General features: G+C 62.1%; 16 protein-coding genes and 2 pseudogenes. 7 read left to right on the forward strand and 11 right to left on the reverse strand.

Features of this window, described 5'->3' with window-relative positions; all coding sequences use genetic code 11:
• Window positions 1–92 precede the first annotated feature (92 nt).
• The 3 genes from dcd to apbC all read right to left on the reverse strand — a co-directional run bounded on the left by dcd (window position 93) and on the right by apbC (window position 2573).
• Window positions 93–674, reverse strand: coding sequence for a dCTP deaminase (gene dcd / locus J9893_RS04475; RefSeq protein ID WP_010674732.1), 582 nt, complete (start codon window positions 672–674; stop codon window positions 93–95).
• Between the two features lie 63 nt (window positions 675–737).
• Complete coding sequence (gene udk, locus J9893_RS04480; protein ID WP_010674731.1) at window positions 738–1382, reverse strand: uridine kinase; 645 nt, start codon at window positions 1380–1382, stop codon at window positions 738–740.
• Between the two features lie 108 nt (window positions 1383–1490).
• A complete protein-coding gene (gene apbC / locus J9893_RS04485) occupies window positions 1491–2573 on the reverse strand; it encodes an iron-sulfur cluster carrier protein ApbC (RefSeq protein WP_182721848.1) in 1083 nt (360 codons plus the stop codon).
• A 185-nt stretch (window positions 2574–2758) separates the two neighbouring features.
• On the opposite strand from apbC, the gene metG reads away from it, so the two are divergent.
• Window positions 2759–4792, forward strand: coding sequence for a methionine--tRNA ligase (metG, locus tag J9893_RS04490; RefSeq protein ID WP_041211419.1), 2034 nt, complete (start codon window positions 2759–2761; stop codon window positions 4790–4792).
• Window positions 4793–4863: 71 nt separating this feature from the next.
• Here the strand turns inward: metG and J9893_RS04495 are convergent, their stop codons facing one another.
• Both J9893_RS04495 and J9893_RS04500 read right to left on the reverse strand, forming a co-directional pair.
• Window positions 4864–5598 carry a CHAD domain-containing protein gene (locus tag J9893_RS04495; RefSeq protein WP_041211418.1) on the reverse strand — a complete coding sequence of 245 codons (735 nt, stop codon included), beginning with the start codon at window positions 5596–5598 and terminating at the stop codon, window positions 4864–4866.
• Between the two features lie 12 nt (window positions 5599–5610).
• Entirely contained in the window at window positions 5611–5883 is a 273-nt protein-coding gene (locus tag J9893_RS04500; RefSeq protein WP_010674727.1) for an acylphosphatase, read from the reverse strand.
• An 85-nt stretch (window positions 5884–5968) separates the two neighbouring features.
• On the opposite strand from J9893_RS04500, the gene J9893_RS04505 reads away from it, so the two are divergent.
• Window positions 5969–7399, forward strand: coding sequence for a methyl-accepting chemotaxis protein (locus J9893_RS04505; protein WP_041211417.1), 1431 nt, complete (start codon window positions 5969–5971; stop codon window positions 7397–7399).
• Window positions 7400–7582: 183 nt separating this feature from the next.
• Window positions 7583–8776: a class I SAM-dependent methyltransferase gene (locus J9893_RS04510; RefSeq protein WP_039039155.1), complete on the forward strand. Its 1194-nt coding sequence runs from the start codon at window positions 7583–7585 to the stop codon at window positions 8774–8776.
• 474 nt (window positions 8777–9250) lie between these two features.
• Here the strand turns inward: J9893_RS04510 and J9893_RS04515 are convergent.
• Window positions 9251–9894: pseudogene (locus J9893_RS04515) on the reverse strand (glutathione S-transferase family protein).
• 259 nt (window positions 9895–10153) lie between these two features.
• Between J9893_RS04515 and J9893_RS04520 the strand changes: the two are divergent.
• The 4 genes from J9893_RS04520 (at window position 10154) to J9893_RS04535 (ending at window position 14489) form a co-directional block, all read left to right on the forward strand.
• Window positions 10154–11338: an acyltransferase gene (locus J9893_RS04520; protein WP_041211416.1), complete on the forward strand. Its 1185-nt coding sequence runs from the start codon at window positions 10154–10156 to the stop codon at window positions 11336–11338.
• A 348-nt stretch (window positions 11339–11686) separates the two neighbouring features.
• On the forward strand, window positions 11687–12724 hold the full coding sequence (selD, locus tag J9893_RS04525) for a selenide, water dikinase SelD (protein WP_210600566.1): 1038 nt from the start codon (window positions 11687–11689) through the stop codon (window positions 12722–12724).
• Complete coding sequence (gene mnmH / locus J9893_RS04530; RefSeq protein ID WP_041211414.1) at window positions 12721–13851, forward strand: tRNA 2-selenouridine(34) synthase MnmH; 1131 nt, start codon at window positions 12721–12723, stop codon at window positions 13849–13851. Before selD ends, mnmH begins: the two co-directional genes overlap by 4 nt.
• Window positions 13845–14489 carry an MBL fold metallo-hydrolase gene (locus tag J9893_RS04535; RefSeq protein ID WP_041211413.1) on the forward strand — a complete coding sequence of 215 codons (645 nt, stop codon included), beginning with the start codon at window positions 13845–13847 and terminating at the stop codon, window positions 14487–14489. Before mnmH ends, J9893_RS04535 begins: the two co-directional genes overlap by 7 nt.
• On the opposite strand, the gene J9893_RS04540 is transcribed toward J9893_RS04535, so the two are convergent.
• The 5 genes and pseudogenes from J9893_RS04540 to hrpA form a co-directional block, all read right to left on the reverse strand.
• Window positions 14465–15481: an HD domain-containing phosphohydrolase gene (locus J9893_RS04540; protein WP_041211412.1), complete on the reverse strand. Its 1017-nt coding sequence runs from the start codon at window positions 15479–15481 to the stop codon at window positions 14465–14467. The two genes, J9893_RS04535 and J9893_RS04540, sit on opposite strands and share 25 nt — an antisense overlap.
• Window positions 15478–18078: pseudogene (locus J9893_RS22050) on the reverse strand (ATP-binding protein). Before J9893_RS22050 ends, J9893_RS04540 begins: the two are co-directional and overlap by 4 nt.
• Window positions 18079–18282: 204 nt before the next feature.
• Window positions 18283–18570 (reverse strand): 50S ribosomal protein L25, encoded by a 288-nt coding sequence (rplY, locus tag J9893_RS04550; RefSeq protein WP_041205748.1) that lies wholly within the window; start codon window positions 18568–18570, stop codon window positions 18283–18285.
• Window positions 18571–18733: 163 nt separating this feature from the next.
• Window positions 18734–19561 carry a hypothetical protein gene (locus J9893_RS04555; RefSeq protein WP_041211411.1) on the reverse strand — a complete coding sequence of 276 codons (828 nt, stop codon included), beginning with the start codon at window positions 19559–19561 and terminating at the stop codon, window positions 18734–18736.
• 69 nt (window positions 19562–19630) lie between these two features.
• A complete protein-coding gene (gene hrpA / locus J9893_RS04560; RefSeq protein ID WP_041211410.1) occupies window positions 19631–23530 on the reverse strand; it encodes an ATP-dependent RNA helicase HrpA in 3900 nt (1299 codons plus the stop codon).
• Window positions 23531–23651 lie beyond the last annotated feature (121 nt).

Consider the following 23651-nt stretch of genomic DNA (forward strand, 5'->3'; position numbering starts at 1 on the left):
TCAACCCGCTCGGCACGTCCGTTTCCTTTTGTCAGATATAAAAGAGGGTGCCCTGGCACCCTCCTCGATAGACAAGCCGCACGGTGCGGGGGTCAATCCTGGTTGATCCGGCTGGCCACAGCCCCTTGCTGACTCTTGTATTTGGCATTTTCCCGTTTGTTGTACGGGCGAGCCGCGGTACCTGACAGCATCTCGAAGTTCAGGGCACCGATCTTCATCTTGGGACGCAGGGCCAGAGGCAACTTGCCGCCGTTGTAAAACTCCAGCACGATGCGACCTGACCAGCCCGGATCGATGCGGTGGGCGGTGACGTGCACCATGAGGCCCAGGCGCGCCAGGGAGGAGCGACCATCCAGCCAGCCGACGATATCGGCGGGCAAGGTAACCGATTCATAGGTCACCGCTAGCGCCAGCTGACCCGGGTGCAGATAGAAGGCTTCACCGTCCGGCACGTGGATCTCCTCGCTCATCACCCGCTCGATGGCATCGGCCATCTCGGCACTGGTACCGCCAAGGTCGATGTAAGGCGCGGTATGATCGCGAAACACCCGAAACTCGTTGCCCAGCAGCACATCGACGCTGACGCCGCTGATCCGCTCAACACCGGGCCGCGGCTCGATGACGATCTTGCCTTCATCCAGGTGCCGTTCGATATCGGTATCACAAAGACGCATTCTGCGACTCTCCTGACAAAAGATTCATTAAAAAAAGCCGGGCATCACCCGGCTTGTTTTCTCTCAACCAATCAACATATGGCGGATACGCGCCTTGAGCATGTCGATGGCGATGCGGTTCTTGCCGCCACGGGGCACGATCACGTCGGCATACTGCTTGGACGGGTCGATGAACTGCATGAACATGGGACGCACAGTCTTCTGATACTGCTTGAGTACGGAGTCCATGGTACGACCGCGCTCCTGCACATCGCGCACCAGACGGCGCAGCAAACAGATGTCGAGCGGGGTATCCATGAAGATGGAGGCGTCCATCAGTTCGCGCAGGCGGCTGTCGGTCAACAGCAGTATCCCTTCGAGGATGATGACACGGCGCGGTGCAAAGGTAGTGACCTCGGTCATGCGCGTGTGCTCGGTATAGGAGTACTGGGGGATGTTGACCGCCTCCCCTTGCGTCAGCTGGGTCAGATGCTGCACCAGCAGATCGTGATCCAGGGCATTGGGGTGGTCATAGTTGGTCTTGACCCGCTCTTCCATGGTCAGGTGGGTCTGATCACGGTAGTAGCAATCCTCGGTGATCACACCAATCTGACCCGCTCCCAGCTCGGCCACCAGCTCTTCATAGATGGTTTGGGCGATAAGACTCTTGCCGGACGCGGATGCACCAGCAATACCGATGATCACACAGGAATGTTGAGTATCAGACATTGAAAATACCTAAAGAGAAGAGCACTGGGGATTGTTTAAACCGATCCATTATATGAAAAAGGGGTGGCCATGCCCACCCCAAATCCGTCCCCCTTGGCCGAACGCCGATTATTCGTCCAGCGCCACCGTGTAGAGCGGAGTCGCAATCGGTTTTGCGCTGAAATAGAGCTCGGCCCCTACCCGGCGAGCCAGTTTCAGGTAAGTCTGTGACAGCTCGCCATCCGGCGTACCGAACACGGTGGGGCAGCCGTCATCCATGTGCTGGCGAATGTCGATATGCAGCGGCAACTGACCAAGCAGCGCCACGTGATACTGCTCCGCCATCTTCTGGCCACCGCCGGTACCGAACAACGGCTCGTGATGCCCGCAGGCACTGCAGACGTGGTAACTCATGTTCTCGACGATGCCAAGCACAGGCACATTGACCTTGTTGAACATGGCGATCCCCTTGCGGGCATCTGCCAGTGCCACATCCTGGGGCGTCGTGACGATCACCGCCGCCGTGGTGGGCACCTGCTGGGCCAGCGTCAGCTGGATATCGCCGGTGCCCGGGGGCATGTCCACCACCAGGTAGTCCACCTCACCCCAGCGGGTCTCGTGCAGGATCTGCCCGAGTGCCTTGCTCGCCATGGGACCGCGCCAGATGGTGGCATCCTGCTCGGCCACCAGATAACCGATGCTGTTGCTCTTGATGCCGCAGGCCATCACCGGCTCCATCAACTTGCCATCAAAGCTGACAGGGCGCTCCTTGAGGGTCCCCGTCATGGTCGGGATGGAGGGGCCATAGATGTCCGCATCCAGCAGGGCGACCCGCGCCCCCTCTTTTTGCAGCGCCAGCGCCAGGTTGACCGCGGTAGTGGACTTGCCCACCCCTCCCTTGCCGGAGGCAACCACCAGGATATTGCGGATCCCCTGCACCGCCGCCAGTTGCTGCGCGCGGGGCATGCTGGCCACGTCTATCTCCCCCGCCCAGTCGATGCGGGTCGCGCCGGTTGCGCTGCGCAGCTGCGCATCGAACTCCTCTTTGATCTGTTCAAACAGGGACTGGCCGGCAAAGGGCAGCACCAGCGTGATGGCCAGGGTCTGTTCGTGCCGCTCAACGGAACGCACAAAACCGGCCGCGACCAGATCCTTGCCCCATCCTGCCGGCTTAAATTCGGCCAGGATCTGTTTTACTGAATCAATCACCATTAACTCCCCATTATGTTGTCGTTATGCTGAGGTGAACGGTTACCGCACATAAATCAGTGGCTTGCCGACGTCATCGCGATGCCGCCAGTCAGGGCACCGGGGGCCACAACCCTAGGCAGGCCGCCCCCAATTCGGGTAACATGCACGGCACTGTATCATCCCAACAGGCACATAAAGAACGTATTATGGCAACTGATCCTCGTAGAATGCTGGTAACCTGCGCCCTCCCCTATGCCAACGGCTCCATCCATCTCGGCCACATGCTGGAACACATCCAGGCCGATATCTGGGTTCGTTATCAGCGAATGCGTGGCCATCAGGTGCATTTCGTCTGTGCCGACGATGCCCACGGTACGCCCATCATGCTCAAGGCTCAGCAGATGGGGATCTCGCCGGAAGAGATGATTGCCGCCGTCTCCCAGGAGCACCAGGGGGATTTTGCCGGTTTCAACATCAGCTTCGACAACTACCACTCCACCCACAGCGACGAGAACCGCGAGCTGGCGGGCGTGATCTATGGCCGCCTCAAAGAGTCCGGCAAAATCAAGATCCGTACCATCTCCCAACTGTTCGATCCGGAAAAATCCATGTTCCTGCCGGATCGCTTCGTCAAGGGCACCTGCCCCAAGTGCAAGTCCCCCGATCAGTACGGTGACAACTGCGACGCGTGCGGCGCCACCTACAGCCCGACCGAGCTGATTGATCCGAAATCCGCCGTCTCCGGTGCGACCCCGGTGATGAAGGACTCCGAGCACTACTTCTTCGACCTGCCCCAGTTCGAAGCCTGGCTCGCCGACTGGGTACGCGGCTCCGGCGCCATCCAGGAAGAGATGGCCAACAAGATGCAAGAGTGGTTCGAAAGCGGCCTGCAGCAGTGGGACATCACCCGTGATGCCCCCTACTTCGGCTTCGAAATTCCCGGTGCCCCCGGCAAGTACTTCTATGTCTGGCTGGACGCCCCCATCGGCTACATGGCGTCGTTCAAGAACCTGTGCAACAAGCGCGGCGACATCGACTTCGACAACTACTGGAAAGCGGACTCCGACGCCGAGCTCTATCACTTCATCGGCAAGGACATCGCCTACTTCCACTGCCTGTTCTGGCCGGCCATGCTTGAAGGCGCGAACTTCCGCAAGCCGACCAAGGTCAACGTACACGGCTATGTGACCGTCAACGGCGCCAAGATGTCCAAGTCTAAGGGCACCTTCATCAAGGCGTCCACCTATCTCAAGCACCTGGATCCGGAGTGCCTGCGTTACTACTACGCCGCCAAGCTCAACAGCCGCATCGACGATCTGGACTTGAACCTCGAAGACTTCGTCTCCCGCGTCAACGCCGACGTGGTCAACAAGCTGGTCAACCTGGCCTCTCGCAACGCCGGCTTTATCGCCAAGCGTTTTGACGGCAAGCTGGCCGCCACCTGCGCCGAGCCCGCACTCTACGCCGAGTTTGCCAACGCCAGCGCCAGCATCGCCGAAGCCTATGAAGCGCGCGAATTCAGCCGCGCCATCCGCGAGATCATGGCCCTGGCCGACAAGGCCAACCGCTATGTGGACGACAAGGCTCCCTGGGTCATCGCCAAGCAGGAAGGGGCGGATGCCGAGCTGCAAGCCGTCTGCTCCGTCGGCATCAACCTGTTCCGCGTGCTGATGGCCTACTTGAAGCCCGTCATGCCGCAACTGGCCGAGCGCGCCGAAGCCTTCCTTGGCGAGACCCTGACCTGGGACGGCATCGCCGCCCCTCTGGTCGACCACGGCGTCGCCCCCTTCAAGGCCCTCTTCTCCCGCATCGAGTCCGCCAAGGTGGATGCCATGGTGGAAGCGTCCAAGGAAGACCTCGCCAAGGAGCAGAGCAAGAAGCCGGCAGGCCCCCTGGTGGACGATCCCATCAGCGAGACCATCACCTACGACGACTTTGCCAAGATTGACCTGCGGGTGGCGCTGATCAAGAAAGCCGAAGCGGTGCCGGAAGCCGAGAAGCTGCTGAAGTTGCAGCTGGATATCGGCGGCGAAACCCGTCAGGTCTTTGCCGGTATCAAGTCCGCCTACAACCCGGAAGATCTGGAAGGCAAGCTGACCGTGATGGTGGCCAACCTGGCCCCGCGCAAGATGCGCTTTGGCATGTCCGAAGGTATGGTGCTGGCGGCAGGTCCGGGCGGCAAGGATCTCTGGATCCTCGAGCCCCAGGAAGGTGCCCAGCCGGGCATGCGCGTGAAGTAATACGCCCCTTCCCGGACAGTCCCAATGAAAAGAGAGGCCAATGGCCTCTCTTTTTTTACCTTGTGGGGTGCTTACTGCCCGCTCTGCAGCAATGCCATGCGAAGGCCGACCAGCTCCGCCTGATGGCAATCCAGTTGCAGTAGTTGGCAGCGGATCTCTGTTTTCAGGGCTCGCCGTTGCTGGCCCCGCCCCGTTTCGCCCCCAAGGCGTCTGAGCCATTGGCGCCTGTCCTGCAATTGCCCAAGCCGCTCCTGCCAGCTCACCAGCATGGACAACCAGGCCGGATCCCCTCCCCCCTGTGCCGTCAGCAGCTCCATCCCGTAGCGCGCCTGTTTCAGCACCAGACGCAGCCGGTGCCAGCACCGAAGTTTCGCCCTGATGCCCACAGGAAGGGAGGTGGTCTTCGCCAGTGCATCCGACAGTGACAGCGCCAGATGCAGCTGAAACAGCGGCAAGAGATCGACACCGACGGGCACCTCTTCCAGTCGGGCCAGCCAACGGGCAAGCAGGCCGGTCAACAGGGGGACCCGTGGCAAGCGGTTCTGCCGAAGCGAACCACCATGATGCTGCGCATAGACCTGGGCATCGCGCAGGGCGGAGAGCGTGCCGACGGCACGGGTCAATCGCCGCTCCAGCTCGGGCTCATGAATGAGGGGTCGCCACAGGGCGAGCAGCGCCAGCAGGCGGCGGGCCGCTATCCGGTAGGCATGCACCTCTTCCATCCCCTTGTTCTGGCGCAGTGCCAGGGTCGCCCCCCGATATTGCCCAACGAGCCGGTTGGCCTGCGCAATCCCGCTCTCCCCCATGACCCCTCCCGGCTAGTTGGTATGAAAACCGGTTCCGGTGGGTGGCAACGCCTGGGTGCACTCCATTCGGGTGACGGTGGCGGTTCGAGGCCCGTGCTCAAGCCAGCCCAGCATCATCTGTACCTTCTGTTCGGGACCGGCAATCAGGATCTCCACCGAGCCATCTTCCAGGTTGTAGGCATGCCCCCGCAGCCCCAGTTGCAGCGCCCGCTCCCGGGTGAAGTAGCGAAATCCCACCCCCTGAACCTGACCCCACACCCGCACGACAAACGATTGCTCTCCCATTTATCACACCTTTCTCTTAAGTAATTTTTCCCCGGGGCGATAATGAGCGCGACACTCTCTTCCCCTTGCAGGACGCAATACCATTATGAAAGAAGTAAAGTTTCGGTGGGTTGACCGTTATCTCATTCACCTCACGATCAGCGAGAAATTTCTTATCACCTTCTGGTGCCCCCTGGTGTTCATCGCCTTCCTCACCTGGTATCTGCTGGCCGACGGCCATGATCAGGCGATGCAGCTCAGAGTGGATCAGCTAAAAGGGCGGGTCGAGACCACGGCCCAGCTGGTGAGCCAGCAGCCGACCCTTACCCTGCCCGCGGATCTCGTACTCACGCCTGGCGCCGCCACCGGCCTTAGCCAGCAGGGAGACATCTATCGCTATGGCGCCAGCGCAGGTCAGGCGGGCGTCGTCTCCGGCACCCTGGATATGAGTCACTACGCCCTCTGGGATGGTCAGGGCACCACGCTCACCATCATCGCGGTGCTGGCCGCCCTGCTGGCCCTCATCACCCACTATCTGATGACCTTTGTCTCGGGGGCGCTCTACTCCACCAACAAGGCATTGCAGACGGTAGCGAACGGCGATCTCACCTTCCGGCTCAACTTCTTCCCGGTGCGGGACGAGTTCTCCATTCTGGCGGGCAGCATCGACACCTTCACCGACCGCCAGCACAAGATAGTGCAACTGGTGGAAGAGTCCGCCGATGCCCTTACCCTGGCCGCCGACGAATTTCGCGAGCATGCCAGCGACGGCGAGCAGCTTGCCCGCGCCCAGCGCCAGCACATGGACTCCCTTGCCGCCGCCATGGAGCAGATGTCCGCCGCCATCCGGGAAGTTGCCCGCAACGCCAACGACACCCTGCTGCAAACCCGCCAGTCCAGCGACGAGGCGACTCACGGGGCACAACGGGTGGCACGCACCATCACCGCCATCCGCACCCTGGCAGACGAGATTGGCAATGCCTCGGGCGCGGTCGAGCGGCTGACTCACAACGCCAATCGCATCAACGAAGTGGTCAACGTCATCAACGCCATCTCCCAGCAAACCAACCTGCTGGCCCTCAACGCCGCCATCGAGGCGGCCCGCGCCGGTGAACAGGGACGCGGCTTTGCGGTGGTGGCCGACGAGGTGCGCACCCTCGCCAGCCGCACCCAGCAGGCGACCGTGGAGATCCAGCAGATGATCGAGGAGCTCCAAGCAGGGACCGGGGCGCTGAACGACATCATGGAGAAGACGGTGGGGCGCGCGGCCGACAGCCAGCAGCTCATCACCGAAGTGGGCATGGACATCGAGCGGCTCAGCAACCACAGCGATGCGGTGCTGGAGATGAGCACCCAGATCGCCACCTCCAGCGAAGAGCAGAGTTCGGTGGCCGAGGAGATCACCCGCAACCTCGACAAGGTGCGCCACGAGGCAAGCCGGGTGGAGGAGTCCGCCAGCGCGGCGGTCGCCGGCACCACCGGCCTCAAGGGAACCGCCAGCGAACTCGGTCAGGCGCTCACCGGCCTGCGGATCTGACCACTCCGGCAGGCCATCGTCCAGATGGCCTGCCATGTCTGGGCCAGGCGCTGGGGACGCGCGAAACAGCCCGTCCAACCCTGACCGCGTGTGGATGCACGGATCCCGGTAGACGCGGCTTGCGTGCCTACCCTCACAGCCCCTACTATATGCCCCCTTCTTTTCTACCATCGGCAACTACCCATGAGCGCTTCCATCTATCTCGTCAAAGGCCGCGAAAAATCCCTGCTGCGTCGCCACCCCTGGATCTTCTCCAAGGGCATTGAGCGGGTGCAGGGCAACCCCGTTGACGGCGATACCGTCGAGATCTTCACCCATGACGGCAAATGGCTCGCCCGTGGTGCCTGGTCCGGCAGCTCCCAGATCCGTGCCCGGGTCTGGACCTTCGACAAGGATGAGAGCGTCGATCTCGACTTCTTCATCCGTCGCCTCAAATATGCGCAGGAGTCCCGTGACGGGCTCATCAAGCGTCAGGGCCTCACCGGCTATCGCCTCTGCGCCGCCGAATCCGACGGTCTGCCGGGCCTGACCATCGACCGCTACGCCGACTTCCTGGTGTGCCAGATTCTCTCTGCCGGCGCCGAGTTCCAGCGCGAGCTGATCACGCAAGCGCTGCGTACCCTCTACCCCGAGTGCAGCATCTATGAGCGCTCTGACGTGGCCGTGCGCAAGAAGGAAGGGCTGAAGGAGCGCACCGGCGTCATCCATGGCGAGACCCCGACCGACCCCGTGGTCATCGAGGAGAATGGCGGCGTCAAGATCCTGGTAGATATTCGTAACGGTCACAAGACGGGTTTTTATCTGGATCAGCGGGACAACCGCCTTGCCGCAGCGAAATACACTGAAGGCAAGCGGGTGCTCAACTGCTTCTGCTACACCGGCGGTTTCGGGGTCTATGCCCTCCAGGGCGGTGCCAAGGAGGTAGTCAACGTCGATCTCTCCCAGAATGCGCTGGACATCGCCCGCCAGAACGCCGAACTGAACGGTCTCGATACCAGCAACACCCAGTTCGTGCGTCACGACGTCTTCAAGCTCTTGCGCGAATATCGCGAGAAGGGCGAGAAGTTCGATGTCATCGTGCTGGACCCACCCAAGTTTGCCGAGAGCAAGGCCCAGCTGCTGGGCGCCTGCCGCGGCTACAAGGACATCAACATGCTGGCGTTCCAGCTGCTGGCGCCGGGTGGCGTGCTCTTGACCTACTCCTGCTCCGGCCTGATGGAGCAGAGCCTGTTCCAGAAGATAGTGGCCGATGCAGCGCTCGATGCCGGCCGCGATGCCCAGATCCTGGAACTCCTGTCCCAGGCATCCGATCACCCCATCGGCACCGCCTATCCGGAAGGCTTCTACCTCAAGGGGCTGGTGGTGCGCGCCCGCTAAGCCGAGCAGACCAGCGCTGCCCCCCTTGTCCCCGGTTTCATTTCAGATCCCGGCCAGGGCTGGGTCTGGCAAGCCATCAAAAAGCCCGCGATCAAAGCGGGCTTTTTTCATGCGGCCGCCAAAGAGATAACCTCCCCCCGACTTTGCCACCAACAGCGATTGCTGCCCCCATCCCTCCTCTTCGACTGACGACAGCCATCCTCAATCAAGAGTTGCCGCATCGTTAACCCGATTCTCATCTCTCTTTCACTACACAACCCACCAACAGAGACATTCCCGGCATTTGCTTTATGCAAAATCATGAAATATTACGCATCAATATTAAAAAATCCTCGGGGAAATATCAGCCATAAACGCATACCCACTCATTTGAATGAAAATTGCTGTTTTCCCCTGCAATGGATCACGCCATGCCCCTGTCCGCCTCGCACATTGCCTGGGGCGACAATACTCGCCCACCACAAGTCATCCCGCTCAATCACGCGCCGGCGCGCCCAGCGGGAAGTAGTGTCGAAATGGCCTCGCCTCCTCCACCACCCGCACGATGGAGGGATGATTGAGCAGACGGGCGCGATAGGCACGCAGGCGGCCATAGCCAGCCGAGATATCGTGGGCCCAGTCGGCGTAGAAGAGCGAGGGGGCGGCGGCGCAATCGGCCAGCGTGAAGTCTGCGCCGGCAATCCAGTGGCGTCCTTCCAGTCGCTGATCAAGCCAGGGGTAGATCTGATTGAGCAGCTCGCGGGCCTCCGCTACGCCATAGCGGTCGCGATCAGCGGCCGGGCGCAGCGCATCCAGCACCACTTTTTGCATCGGCGTCATCACATAGTTGTCGAAGATGCGATCCAGCATATGCACCTCCAGACCCGCATCGCCGGGCGGGATCAGGCTGACGGGGCCCGGATGGTACGCCTGCAGATGGGCGACGATGGTGCTGCTCTCGAGAATGCAGCGACCGTCATCCAGCAACACCGGGAAGCGCTTGAGTGGCCAAAGGGCGGCAAGTTCGGCGCTGGCCGCCGGCTCTTCGAGGTTCCGGTATTCGAACAGGGTGGCATTCTCGTAGAGAGCGATCAGCACTTTCTGGCTGTAGGACGAAAAGGGTGGGCATAGAGTTTCATGGGGATGTTCCTGACGCTCAGAGGGATGACTTCCCTAGTCTAGATCCCCTCTCTATTTTCGATGCGTCCCTATCCCATGCTGGTTTTGGGATGATAAACGCCCATTCATGACGGCAATAACACCCGTATGGATCTCTTTTAGGTAGGGTGATCCCGCCTGTGGCCGCCAAGCCGGGGCAGCCGACTCATCAGGGTTGATGAGCGGCACCACAACAAAAATTGATGTCAGGCCAAGCTGAACATCATCAAGGATCCCGTCATGAATCAATCATTGCCGCTGTTGACGCCGCTGCGGGGCATCGCTGCCCTGATGGTGGTGCTGTTCCACGCCCGCTTGCTACTCTTCCCCCAGTGGATGGAGTCGATCGCCGGCCACACCCGACTCATCGAGAACGGCTACCTCTGGGTCGATCTCTTCTTTATCTTGAGCGGGCTGGTGCTGGCCCATGTCTATGGGGAGGCCTTCGCCCGCACGCCCCGCACCATTGGTTATGGCCGCTTCCTCTGGCTGCGGCTGACCCGGGTGTATCCCCTCTACCTGGTGACCCTGCTGCTGCTGGTTGGCTGGGAGCTCTACAAGGCCCACCACGGGATTGGCTTCTACGCCGGCCCCCTGTTCAAGATGTGGGAGTGGGAGGGGATGCCTCCTTTTGGTTCCCCCTTCACCCCCGCCGAGGCACTGCCAAGCGCCTTCCTGCTGCTGCAGGTGGTAACGGATCACGGATTGACCTGGAACTTCGCTGCCTGGTCGCTCAGCGTGGAGTGGATAAGTTATCTGCTGTTTCCATTGCTCATTCCCCTCGCCGTCACCCGCAGCCGCTGGAGCAACCTCGCCCCCTTGCTGGCCTTGACGGTGCTGGCCTATATCGTGCACAGCCGGGGTACCCTGGATGTCACCAGCGGCGCGCTGGCCATCGGGCGCGGGGTGAGTGAATTCGTGCTCGGCCTCTGGCTGCTGCCCAAGGTGAAGGCTGCCCGCCAGTGGCCCATGATGCAGCAAGATCTGCCGCTGCTGCTCGCCTTTCTGCTCCCCTTCGCACTGATGCAGTTCACCATGACGCCGTTGTTGACCCTGCTACTGATCAGCGCCTACGTGTTGCTGATCTGGATTGCCGCCGCCCAAGGGGAGCGCCAGAGCCCGCTGCTGCGCCTCCTGGACAACCGCTTCACCAACTGGCTGGGGGATCTCTCCTACTCCATCTACCTGCTCCACGCCCTGGTGTTGCTCACCGGCTGCGAGCTTGTCCACTCTCTGGCGCCGGGGCTCACCGCGTGGTGGTACGCCCAGACCAACCCCTTGCTGGGGGTGCTGGCCACCCTGTTGATGCTCGCCGTGCTGATCGGGCTCTCGGCGCTGAGCTACACCCTGCTGGAGCGGCCGCTGCAACGGCGACTGCGCCGGCTAGGCAAGGCGCCCCAACCAGTGATGGAGCAAGCTGGCTAGTTTCCGTCGCCACATGCTGCCCCGATGCAAGACCGGCACGCCGTCGGGGCGGCTCAAAGTGGGACTAGCCTGAGCAAGGCGAAGAGTACGGCTCTTTTTGAACCCGACAATCCCCTTCGCTTTGTGTCAATTCCAGTTCGAATCAAGAGGGCCATCTGTGGCATAATGGCCCGTCCTGTGGTCCTCGGCGGGGCTTCGCCGGCGCATCCTTGCCCTCCTCCCGTCCTGCCAGGCAGCCTGACATCACTGTGTTCACAGGCCGCCAGGGCCACCCTATTTTTGCGCGCACATTTGACGGTGCCACAGCAGTTATTGGCACACGCAAGTCTGCCCACACAAGGGGAAAGCATGTCTTCCATTCGTCTGACCCAATACAGCCACGGCGCTGGCTGCGGTTGCAAAATCTCCCCCAAGGTGCTCGACACCATCTTGAAGAGCCAGATCCCGGGCTTTGACGACCCCACCCTGGTGGTCGGCAACAGCAGCAAAGATGACGCCGCCGTGGTCGATATCGGCAACGGCCAGGGCATCGTCTCCACCACCGACTTCTTCATGCCCATCGTCGACGATCCCTTCACCTTCGGTCGCATCGCCGCCACCAATGCCATCAGCGACATCTATGCCATGGGCGGCAAGCCCATCGTCGCCATCGCCATCCTCGGCTGGCCCATCAACATGCTGGCGCCGGAAGTGGCCCAGCAGGTGATCGACGGCGGCCGCCAGGTGTGCCACGAGGCGGGGATCTCGCTCGCCGGTGGCCACAGCATCGACGCCCCCGAGCCCATCTTCGGTCTTGCGGTGACAGGTATCGTGCCACTCGACGCCATCAAGCAGAATGACACCGCCCAGGTGGGCGACACCCTCTATCTGACCAAACCGCTTGGCATCGGCATCCTCACCACAGCTCAGAAGAAGGGCAAGCTCAAGCCCGAGCATGAACAACTGGCCCCGGATGCCATGTGCACCCTCAACAAGATTGGCCAGCGCTTCGCCGCCTTACCCGGCGTGCACGCCATGACCGACGTGACCGGTTTTGGACTGGCAGGCCACCTGCTGGAGATGTGCGAAGGTTCCGGCGTCAGTGCCCGTCTGGACTTCAAGACGCTGCCGCTGCTGGACGAGGTGGATTATTACCTGAGTGAGGGCTGCGTACCGGGCGGTACCCTGCGCAACTTCGACTCCTATGGTGACAAGCTGGGCACCATGGATGATCGCACCCGCAACATCCTGTGCGACCCGCAGACCAGCGGCGGCCTGCTGGTAGCCGTCGGTAAAGAAAGTGAAGCCGAGCTCCTTGCCATTGCCGCACAGGCAGGGCTGACCCTCTCTCCCATCGGCCAGTTGCAGGCCCGCACCGGCAACCAGTTCATCGAGGTTGTCCAATGAGTGCCCTGCCACTGGCCACGGATTACGCCCGGATCTTTCTGGATGAGGTTCCACTCATCGATCTGCGCGCCCCCGTCGAGTTCAAGGAAGGGGCCTTTCCCACCGCCGTCAGCCTGCCGCTGATGACTGACGAGGAACGTGCCCGGGTCGGTACCTGTTACAAGCAGGAGGGACAGGCCGCAGCCATCACCCTAGGCCATCAACTGGTAGGTGGCGCGGTGCGCGCCGCGCGCATGGAAGGCTGGCTGGCCAGGTTGCGCCAGCAACCCGACGCCCTGCTCTACTGTTTTCGCGGCGGCCTGCGCTCGCAAACCGTACAACAGTGGCTGGCCGAGGCCGGCGTCACCCGCCCCCGGGTCGCGGGCGGCTACAAGGCGCTGCGCCACTTTCTCATCGACACCCAGGCGAAGGCCAGTGCAGAGTGCGACTGGACCGTGCTGACCGGCATGACCGGCTCCGGCAAGACCCACATGCTGGCGCACATCACCCAAGCGGTGGATCTGGAAGGGCACGCCCGTCACAGGGGGTCGTCGTTTGGCCAACTGCCGGGTGGGCAACCCGGCAACATCGACTTCGAAAATCGGCTTGCCATCGAGCTGCTTCAGCGTCGCAACCGGGGGGAGTCACAGTTTGTACTGGAAGACGAGAGCCGCCTCATCGGTCGCTGCGCCCTGCCACTCAACCTTTATGAGGCCATGTGCCGGGCTCCTCTGGTGGTGGTGGAGGTGCCGCAGGAGGCTCGGGCCGAGCAGATCCGCACCGATTACGTGCAGGATCTCTGGCTGCGCTATCTGGAGTTCCATGGGCCAGATGCAGGCTGGCCGCTGTTTGCCGGCTACCTCACCGACGCCATGGCCAGGCTCAAGCGCCGACTCGGTGACAAGGATTATCGCGAACTCGATGGGCTGTTGCAGGCCGCCCTCAGGGAACAGGCCCAGAGCGGGGACACCCGCGCCCATCTGGTCTGGATCAGACTGCTGCTGACTCGCTACTATGACCCCATGTACCGCTATCAGCTGGACAACAAGCGCGAGCGGATCCTGTTTCGTGGTGACAAGGAGGCCTGCCTCGCCTTCTTCGCCAAACGCTCCCCCCTTCAGACCCCTCAGGAGAGTCCCACATGTTGAAGTTCGAGGTGATCCCGGTCACCCAGTTCGCCCAGAATTGTTCCCTCATCTGGTGTGACGAGACCCGCCAGGCGGCGTTGATCGATCCCGGTGGCGAGGCGGACAAACTGCTGGCCGCCATCGCCAGGCACGAGCTGCGGCTGGTGAAGATCATCCTGACCCATGGCCACCTGGATCACGTGGGGGCCGCCGCCGAGCTGCGTACTCGCACCGGCGTCAGCATTGTCGGCCCCCACCGGGAAGATGCCTTCTGGCTCGACATCCTGCCCCAGCAGAGCCAGATGTTCGGCTTTGCCCATACCCCGGCCTTCACCCCGGATGGCTGGCTCGCCCAGGGGGACAAGGTTCAGCTTGGAAATTGCGAGCTGGAGGTCTATTTCTGCCCGGGCCACACCCCGGGTCATGTCGTGCTGCTCAGCCAGGCCGAGCGCCTGGCCTGGGTGGGGGACGTGCTCTTTGCCGGCAGCATAGGCCGTACCGACTTCCCGCGCGGAGATCACGCCACCCTGATCCGCTCGATCACCGAGACCCTGCTGCCGCTCGGGGATGACATCGTCTTCATCCCGGGCCATGGTCCCAGCTCCACCTTCGGTCGCGAGAAGGCCAGCAATCCCTATCTGACAGCGCCCATCTGGTAATCCCCCCGCGCCTCGCGGGCATCCCATTGAGCCTTGAGGCGCAAGATCTCCGGCATGATCTCGAGAAAACGGGCGAGCAGCCGGGGATCGAAGTGCTGGCCGGCACCATCACGCATGGTGGCCAGCACCCTGTCCAGAGGCCAGGGCTCCTTGTAGGGACGACGCACGCTCAGGGCATCAAACACATCGGCAATGGCCACGATCCGCGACGCCTCGGGGATCCCCTCGCCGGTCTCGCCGGCGGGATAACCCGAGCCGTCCCATTTCTCGTGGTGATGCAGGGCAATTTCCGCCGCCATGCGAAAGATGGGGGCATCGGATCGCCTCAGGATCTCGTAACCGATGCGCGGGTGACTGCGCATGATGACCCACTCCTCCTCGGTGAGGGGACCGGGCTTCTTGAGGATGTGATCGGGGATACCAATCTTGCCCATGTCGTGCATGGGGGCCGCCAGCTCCAGCAGATCCGACTGCTCCGGGCTCCAGCCCGCCGCATCGGCCAGGGCCCGGGCGTAAGCGGCCATGCGCCAGATATGTACCCCGGTGTCGGTGTCGTTGTAGTGACCCGCCTCGCTCAGCATGACGATGGCGGTGCGATAGCTGCACTCAAGCTGATCGAGGCGCACCAGGGAGAGGTGATTGCGCACCCGGGCACGCACCGTGCTCGGGCAGACCGGCTTGTAGATGTAATCCACTCCGCCCGCCTCAAACCCCTGGCTCTCGCTGTCTGCGTTGTCGCTCGCGGTGATAAAGAGTACCGGGATCCCCGCGTGGGCCGGATCGGCCTTGAGCCGGCGGCACACCTCGTAGCCATCCATGTCGGGCATGCGCACGTCAAGCAGGATCAGGGCCGGCTCGTGGCGCCCCACGGCGGCCAGCCCCTCCTCTCCCCCCTTGGCAAAGAAGAGGTTGTACTCCTCCTTGAGGATTTGCCGCAGCAGCCCAAGGTTGCTCGGCTCGTCGTCGATGATCAGCACTCGCGGTCGATTCATGGCGCAGGTTCCTCCCGATCCTCCAGATAATCCTCCAGCTTGCGGGTGGCGAACGGAATATCGAACAGCTCCAGGGCCGCACTTATCTCGCTCACCAGCTCGCAAGGCAGGTAACTCCTGGCCTGACTCAGCGCCGGCTCAATCAGATCCAGATCCTCGCTCACCAGGGCCTGATGCAGGGCGTGCAGGCAGACCTCCCGCGCTTCCCCCTGGGCCAGCGGGGAGCTGACCGCGCCCGGCTCGCGCCCGGCATAGGTATCGATGGCATGTTGTGCCTGCTCCAGCGCTTCGAGGAAGGGGGCGATGAGCTGACTGGTGTCCCCCCCCTGCTCGATGGCCTCGTTCAGCTCGGCGCTGATGCGCGCCACATCGGTGAGCGACAGACTGCCCGCCACCCCCTTTATCTTGTGCGTCAGGCTTGCGGCCGCATCGGTCTCGTGCTGGGCGATGTAGTCCGGCAACACGGTGCCGACCGTCATGTAGTCATCGCGAAAACGGCGCAGGTACTTGAGATAGACCGAGGCTTCACCCCAGTTGCGAAGTCCGGTATCGATATCGATGCCGGCCACCGGCTCCTGGGCGCGTGGCTCGTCGCTCACGGTGAGCGGCAGGACGCAGTCCGGCAGATAGCGCAGCAAGGTCGCGATGAGCTGCTCCACATCGAGCGGCTTGGCGATGAAGTCGTTCATGCCAGAGGCCAGCGCCGCTTCGCGCTGATCCTTGAAGATGGTGCAGCGCCTGCTCACCGGACTCCACCACCCGAGACTCCCAACCGAGGGAACCCACCGTCATCGACAGGGCGTCACGGGTCACCTGATTGTCGTCGGCGATGAGCAGCGAGATGTGCTGCAGACGCTCGTTCAGGGCCTCGGGCCGCTCCACCTGCTCCAGCCGGACGCGGAACCAGAACTCACTCCCCTTGCCCAGTTCGCTGGTGACACCGATATCCCCCCCATCAGGTTCACCAGGCGGCGACTGATGGTCAGACCGAGCCCGGTCCCCCCGAAACGGCGGCTGTTGGAGGAGTCTGCCTGGGAGAAAGCATTGAAAATATTGGCCTGCTGCTCGGGGGGAATGCCGATCCCGGTGTCGCGCACCCGAAACAGCAAGGTGGCCATGCCCTCTTGCTCTGCTTCCAGCTCGACCTTGACCTCCACCTCCCCGCGCTCGGTAAACTTGATGGCATTGCCGGTCAGGTTGAGCAGCACCTGCTCGAGGCGCAGGGCATCCCCAATCAGATGGGAAACCTGCTCGGGAGCGCTGCTCACCACCAGTTCCAGGTGCTTCTGGCCAACGCAGGTGGACATGATGGCCGCCACGTGATCGAGCACCTCTTCCAGACTGAATGGCACCCGCTCAAGCTCGAGCCGGCCCGACTCAATCTTGGAAAAATCGAGAATGTCGTTGATGATCCCGAGCAGCGCCTGCCCGGCCTGGTGGATTTTGCGCACCAGGACATGCTGGCCATCGTCGAGCCCTCCCTGCTCGAGCAGGTAAGTCAGCCCCATGATGGCGTTCATGGGGGTGCGGATCTCGTGGCTCATGTTGGCGATGAAATCCCCTTTGACCTGTGCCAGCCTGGCTGCCTCCTGCTGGGCCAGCTGCTCCCTGTGCCTGCTGCGCACCAATGCGGCCACCCCGGCACCAAACAACAGCAGCAGCATCGCGCAAGTGGCCGAGATGATCCCCCAGATATGAGTGCGAATGGCCAGCAGCTCGCTGCGCGGCACCAGGGAAGCGGCTTTCCAGATCAGCTGATCATGATTCTGTGCCGGGTACAGAGTGGTCCAGCTCCACAGTCCGTCGGCAGACTCCATCTGGCCGTTTGATGCGCCCCAGAACGCCTGCCAGGCCTGGGGGGACGTGTGCTTCAGGGTGAGATCCGGATGTTCGAGCATGAAGCCCCATTCCTGGGATGGGTCCGGGCTGTGCAGCCAATATCCGTCCTGGTTGAACAGCATGGTGTGATCGGCCGCCTTGCCGCTGCTGTCGGCAAACTCCTTGAGCATACGGGCGGCCTGCACGTTGATAAGCAGCAGACCAAGATCTCGTCCCCCAAGGCGCATACGCTTGGCAATGCGGATCATGGGGTTGAAGGGACGTTCGATCACGCCGTGTTCAACGTTGAGATCGAGCGGCGAGACGTAGACCCGCTCCCAGGGCAGCGCCATGGCGTCGCGAAAATAGTAACGTTCCCCCTTGTTCTGCAACTGGTCGTCCGTCACACGCCACACACGCTGTCCCTGACGATCGATGCGCACCAACTCCATGCCATCCGGGGCAAGCCAACGCACCTGGGCATAGTCGGGATTACGGTTCATCAGGATGGTGAACTGGACGGCCAGGGTGTCACGGTCATTGCGAGCCGCCGCCTCGAGCAGAATGGGCTCTTCCGACATGCTGCGCACATGACGCAGCGGCACCGCCAGCTCACCGTCAAGGCGGCCGCTGGCAAGCGCCAGGAAGGTGCTCTAATCGCTGCGAACGCGGTAGAGCTCGCGCTCGATCAGTGCATTGCCCAGCAGATAGCCCCCCGCCAGGACCAACAGCAGAATAGGTGAAAACAGCAGGAAATATGTCCGTACGATTCCCTTCAAAACGGTCAACATCACCCCGAAAAATGGATTTGTTCGAGCACCTTGTGGACATCAGAGCATCACAACACGTGACCTGCTGTCAATCATGCCTACAAGTAAAGACCAATAGTGCTGTTTGAGTATTTTATTTTCCCGGCAAAAATGCTGTAAAAACAAAGAGGCCACCCGATTGGGTGGCCTCTTCACAGGAACATTCGTTGTCGATTAGACGCGAACGAAGTCCAGGTGAACCAGCTTGTAGCGAACCGGGTGACGCTGGATAGCCTTCACGTTCACCTTCACTTCTTCGCCGTTGATGACCAGGGTCAGCTCGGAGGAGTAGAACTCCGGCTTCTCTTGGGCCAGGATCAGCTTCTTGTGGTCCAGGGTAACGGACACGGCTTCTTTGCCTGCACCGTAAACGATGGCAGGAACTTGGTCAGCATGACGCAGGCGGCGGCTCGCACCTTTCCCCAGGTCAGAACGGACTTCAGCTTGGAATACGAAAGACATAGTAAGTATCTCTTTTAGATGAATGTATGGTGTTGACTGCGACCGGTCAGCACCTCGCAAAACGAGCGCGAATACTAGCACGGGCCCGGGGTGGATACAAGGGACGAACCGCTTGCCATCGCACTGGCAGATGCCGAGGCTCTCCCCTGCCCCGACGCGCCCCTCAGCGCCCCTGCTCCAGGCGGGCAAACTGCTGCTGGCGCTGGGCCGGGCTCAGGGCCTCAAACTGCGCCAGGGTCTCCGCTTTCGGGCAGTAGAGTCGCTGGCCGGTCTGCACCCGGATCCCCTTGCCCATGGCGGGACGGTTCTCCGCCACCAGCGCCAGCAGATAGCTGTAGGTGTCGGATCCGCTACCCGCCTGCGCCTGCAACTGGCTCGCGATACGCCAGAGTGTCTCCCCCGCCGCCACCTGATGACAGACCCGCCCATCCCCCCCTGCCGCCGTGGCGGAGAGGGTCAGGATGGCGCCCTCTGACGACGGGCTGGCCGCGGCAAGCTGCACGCTCCCGTTCGCCCCGGGGAGTAGCGGCACCGCCAGCCTGGCCAGCAAGGGCTCCCCCTGCGCCATCCGGCCTCTGCCCGTCATGGCACCAGGCAAGGAGAACTCGGCAATAAAGGCACTGGCCCCCGGCGCCTCGAAGGAGGGTTGATACAGTGCGGCCGCAGTCGGTTGCGATTGATGGGGGGCCATGCCATAGGCCATCTCGTCGATGCGCTTGAGCCTGGCCAGGTAGGCCTTGGAGAGCTGGGCCTCCCCCTCGAACAGATCGAAGGGGGGCACCAGACGGGCGGGAAAGAGAATCTGCCAGCGGCCGTTCTTCTTTTTCTGCTCCAGCGGCGGGAACTGATTGCCCCGCCAGGCGGCGAAGATGGGCGGCACGGAGCGGTGCACCGGATAGAACTCCGGGTTGAGCTGCACCCAGGTTTGCTCCGCAATGGGCTGGTAACCGCTGATATTGACCAGCGCCACCCCCAACCAGATCCCCAGCATATGATGGCCTCCCTTCCCTTCAAGCCTTCTCTGTTCTTATTCTATCCAATAAAACAGATAGATAGCAGCTTAGCACTGGGCAATGGCGCTCTGCACCCGTTTATCGGAGATGGGGTACGGCGTCCCCAGTTGCTGGGCGAAGAAGGAAACTCTCAGCTCCTCTATCATCCAGCGGATATTGGCCACCTCGGGTGGCATCGGCTGGGATTTGGGGATCTTGGCCAGCAGTGCCTTATACTCCGACTCCACGCTCTGCACCTTGAGCATGTAGACCCGATCCCGGTTGGGATCGATGGCGAGCTTCTCCAGACGCCGCTCGATGGCCCTCAGGTAGCGCAGCAAGTCAGGCAGCCGCTGCCAGCCGGTCTCGGTGACGAAGCCTTTGTGGATGAGCTTGTCCAGCTGCAGCTGGATGTCCGACATGGCAAAGGCGGTATCGAGCTGCATCTTGCCCTTGAGCCGCTTCTTGATCTCATGGGAGAGGGTCAGCACGGCTTCCACCTGCTTGGCAACCTCCACCACGGCGTCGTTGAGCTCGGCGCGGACATACTCCTTGAGCGCCTCGAAACCGGCCTCGTCCCAGGCCATGCCGCCGTGCTGCTCGATGAGCTTGTCGCAGCCGCAGGCGATGCAGTCGTCAATCAACTCGGCCACCTTGCCAAAGGGGTTGAAATAGAGGCCCAGCTTGGCCTTGTTGGGCAGCTTCTCCTGCAGATACTTGATGGGGGACGGCACGTTGAGCAGCACCAGCCGGCGCTGGCCCGCCCACATCAGCTGCTGTTGCACCACCGGACTCTCCACCAGCTGGATGGCGACTGAATCCTTCTGATCCACCAGTGCCGGATAGGCTTTCACCTCGAACCCGCCGCGCTTCTGGCTGTACTCCTGGGGCAACTCGCCAAAGCTCCAGAGGGTGAGGCCGGACTGCTCGATGTCGTCGTCCGCCACCTGGGACAGGGTTTCCTGCACCTTGCCACGCAGGGACTCTTTCAATGCCTCCAGGTCCTTGCCTTCCGCCACCTTCTTGTGTTTATCGTCCACCACCCGGAAGGTGAGTTTCAGGTGATCGGGCACCGCAGCCCAGTCCCAGGCTTCGCGGGGCACGGTGACGCCGGTCATGCGGCGCAGCTGGCGCTCCATCTCGTCCAAGAGCGGCCCCTGTTCGGGGCTGATGCTGGCGAGCAGCGCATCGGCGTAGTTCGGCGCCGGCACGAAGTTCTTGCGCATGGGCTTGGGCATGGACTTGATGAGGGCCACCAGCAGCTCGTGACGCAGCCCCGGGATCAGCCATTCGAACCCCTTCACCTCCACCTGATTCAAGAGCGGCAGCGGAATATGCAGCGTCACGCCGTCCGCCGCCTCCCCCGGCTCGAACTGATAGGTCAACTTGAGCTTGAGGCGCCCCTGCTGCCAGAAGTTGGGGTAGTCGAGATCGCTGATGTGGGCGGCATCCCCCTTCATCAGCATCTCTTTTTCGAAGTTGAGCAACTCGGGGTCCTGCTTTTGCGCCTCTTTCCACCACTTGTCGAAGTGGCGGCTTGATATCACCTCCTCCGGCAAACGGGCATCGTAGAAGCGGAACAGATCCTCGTCATCCACCAAGATGTCGCGCCGACGGGATTTGTGCTCCAGCGCCTCCACCTCGGCCAGGAGCTTGCGGTTATCGCTGAAGAAACGGTGACGGGTCTCGAAATCCCCTTCCACCAGGGCGCGGCGGATAAACAGCTCGCGGCACAGCGCCGGGTCGATGCGGCTGAAGTTGATGGTGCGCTCATTGACCAGAGTCAGGCCATAAAGCGTCACCTTCTCCTTGGCCATCACGGCGCCGTTTTTCTTCGACCAGTGGGGGTCGCTGTGGTGCAGCTTGATGAGATGGCCTGCCAGCGGTTCCACCCACTCGGGTTCGATCTTGGCGTTGATGCGAGCGTAGAGGCGCGAGGTTTCCACCAATTCTGCGGCCATCACCCACTTGGGCGGCTTCTTGAACAGACCCGAGGCCGGGAAGAGATGGAAGCGGCCGTTGCGGGCCCCGAGGAACTCGGGCTTTTCCAGATCCTTGTTGCCGATATGGCTCAAGAGGCCGGTCAAGAGCGCGCAGTGCACCGTCTTGAAGTCCGCCGGTTCATGGTTGGCTTTAAAACCCAGCTCCTTGACCGTCTGACGCAACTGGAAGTGAATGTCCTGCCACTCGCGCACCCGCAGGTAGGAGAGAAACTCCTTCTGGCACAGGCGGCGGAACGGGTTGCTGCCGAGCAGATCCTGCTGCTCTTTCAGGTAGTTCCACAGATTGACGAAGGCGAGGAAGTCGGAATCCTTGTCTTCGAAGCGTCTGTGCTGCTCGTCGGCGGCCTGCTTCTTCTCCATGGGCCGCTCGCGGGGGTCCTGAATGCTGAGGGCGGCGGTGATCACCATCACCTCGCTCAGACAGCCGGTCTGCGCCGCGCTGATCACCATCTTCGCCAGACGCGGATCAAGGGGGATGCGCGAGAGCTGACGACCGGTCTCGGTCAGCTGCAGTTTGGCCTCCCGATCGCCCGCGGCGGGTAGCTCGCGCACTGCCTCCAGCTCTTTGAGCAGGGTCAGGCCGTCCTTGATATGGCGCGACTCCGGCGGCTCGACGAAGGGGAAGGCCTCCATGTTGCCAAGGCCGAGCGCCAGCATCTGCAGGATGACGGAGGCCAGGTTGGTGCGCAGGATCTCGGGGTCGGTGAAGGCGGGACGGCCGTTGAAATCCTCCTCCGAGTAGAGGCGGATGCAGATCCCGTCCGCCACCCGGCCGCAACGCCCTTTACGCTGGTTCGCGCTCGCCTGGGAGACCGGCTCGATGGGCAGGCGCTGCACCTTGGTGCGCCAGGAGTAGCGGCTGATGCGGGCGGTGCCCGGATCGATCACGTAACGAATGCCCGGTACCGTCAGCGAGGTCTCCGCCACGTTGGTGGCGAGCACGATGCGCCGCCCGGCGTGGGGCTGGAACACCTTGTTCTGCTCGGCGTTGGAGAGGCGGGCATAGAGCGGCAGCACCTCGGTGTCGCGCAGGTTGAGCTTGCGCAGGGCGTCGGCGGTGTCGCGGATCTCCCGCTCGCCGTTCATGAAGATAAGGATGTCTCCTAAACCTTCTCTAGCCAGCTCTTCCACCGCATCGAAGATCCCCTGCAGCTCGTCGCGCTCCTCCAGTCCCTCACTTTTATCGCTGGTGAGCGGGCGGTAACGCACCTCCACCGGATAGGTGCGGCCAGAGACCTCGATCACCGGCGCCTTGTTGAAATGACGGGAGAAACGCTGGGGGTCAATGGTGGCCGAGGTGATGATCACCTTGAGGTCCGGGCGCTTTGGCAGCAGCTGTTTTAGATAACCCAGAATGAAGTCGATGTTGAGGCTGCGCTCGTGGGCCTCATCGATGATGATGGTGTCGTACTGGGTCAGCATCCGGTCGTTCTGGATCTCCGCCAGCAGTATACCGTCGGTCATCAGCTTGATGTGGGTCTGCTCGCTCACCTGATCGGTAAAGCGCACCTTGTAACCCACGTAGTGGCCAAGCTCGGACTCCATCTCCTCGGCAATACGGGCCGCCACGGTACGGGCCGCGAGGCGGCGCGGCTGGGTGTGGCCGATAAAGCCCTTGACCCCGCGCCCCAGCGCCAGGCAGATCTTGGGGATCTGGGTGGTTTTGCCCGAGCCGGTTTCCCCGGCGATGATCACCACCTGATGGTCCTGAATGGCCTTGGCGATCTCCCCTTGCTTCTGGCTCACCGGCAGGTTGTCCGGATAGGTGACCTTGGGTACGCCCGCAAGACGGGATTGGTAACGAGCCTGGGCGGCATCCAGCTCGGCGGCTATGGTCTCAAGCACCTGGCCTTGCTTGGCTTCCGGCAACTTCTTGACGCCGTGCAGACGGCTGGAGAGACGGCGGGCGTCGAGGTTCATGCAGGCAGAGAGACGGCGGCGCAGCGCCTCGATAGAGAGAGACAAGGTACGAATTCCTTAAAAGAGTGCCCCGCAAGGGGGCCATATCGACAAGCTGGGAGCGATCCTAAAGAGCGAGGCCGGAGGGTGCAAGCCTTAAAGCGGCGCACCAGGGCATGAACCGGAG

The organism is Aeromonas sp. MaB10011B (genome assembly GCF_017939325.1).
GTDB lineage: Bacteria > Pseudomonadota > Gammaproteobacteria > Enterobacterales > Aeromonadaceae > Aeromonas > Aeromonas caviae.

Excerpts from the sequence above, each read along its gene's own strand:
- rplY (WP_041205748.1), bottom strand. The coding sequence starts at position 18,570 with ATGTCTTTCGTATTCCAAGCTGAAGTCCGTTCTGACCTGGGGAAAGGT.
- J9893_RS04500 (WP_010674727.1), bottom strand. The coding sequence starts at position 5,883 with ATGGGAGAGCAATCGTTTGTCGTGCGGGTGTGGGGTCAGGTTCAGGGG.
- apbC (WP_182721848.1), bottom strand. The coding sequence starts at position 2,573 with ATGGTGATTGATTCAGTAAAACAGATCCTGGCCGAATTTAAGCCGGCA.
- mnmH (WP_041211414.1), top strand. The coding sequence starts at position 12,721 with ATGAGTGCCCTGCCACTGGCCACGGATTACGCCCGGATCTTTCTGGAT.
- J9893_RS04520 (WP_041211416.1), top strand. The coding sequence starts at position 10,154 with ATGAATCAATCATTGCCGCTGTTGACGCCGCTGCGGGGCATCGCTGCC.
- selD (WP_210600566.1), top strand. The coding sequence starts at position 11,687 with ATGTCTTCCATTCGTCTGACCCAATACAGCCACGGCGCTGGCTGCGGT.
- dcd (WP_010674732.1), bottom strand. The coding sequence starts at position 674 with ATGCGTCTTTGTGATACCGATATCGAACGGCACCTGGATGAAGGCAAG.
- J9893_RS04535 (WP_041211413.1), top strand. The coding sequence starts at position 13,845 with ATGTTGAAGTTCGAGGTGATCCCGGTCACCCAGTTCGCCCAGAATTGT.
- J9893_RS04505 (WP_041211417.1), top strand. The coding sequence starts at position 5,969 with ATGAAAGAAGTAAAGTTTCGGTGGGTTGACCGTTATCTCATTCACCTC.
- metG (WP_041211419.1), top strand. The coding sequence starts at position 2,759 with ATGGCAACTGATCCTCGTAGAATGCTGGTAACCTGCGCCCTCCCCTAT.
- J9893_RS04495 (WP_041211418.1), bottom strand. The coding sequence starts at position 5,598 with ATGGGGGAGAGCGGGATTGCGCAGGCCAACCGGCTCGTTGGGCAATAT.
- J9893_RS04540 (WP_041211412.1), bottom strand. The coding sequence starts at position 15,481 with ATGAATCGACCGCGAGTGCTGATCATCGACGACGAGCCGAGCAACCTT.
- J9893_RS04555 (WP_041211411.1), bottom strand. The coding sequence starts at position 19,561 with ATGCTGGGGATCTGGTTGGGGGTGGCGCTGGTCAATATCAGCGGTTAC.
- J9893_RS04510 (WP_039039155.1), top strand. The coding sequence starts at position 7,583 with ATGAGCGCTTCCATCTATCTCGTCAAAGGCCGCGAAAAATCCCTGCTG.
- udk (WP_010674731.1), bottom strand. The coding sequence starts at position 1,382 with ATGTCTGATACTCAACATTCCTGTGTGATCATCGGTATTGCTGGTGCA.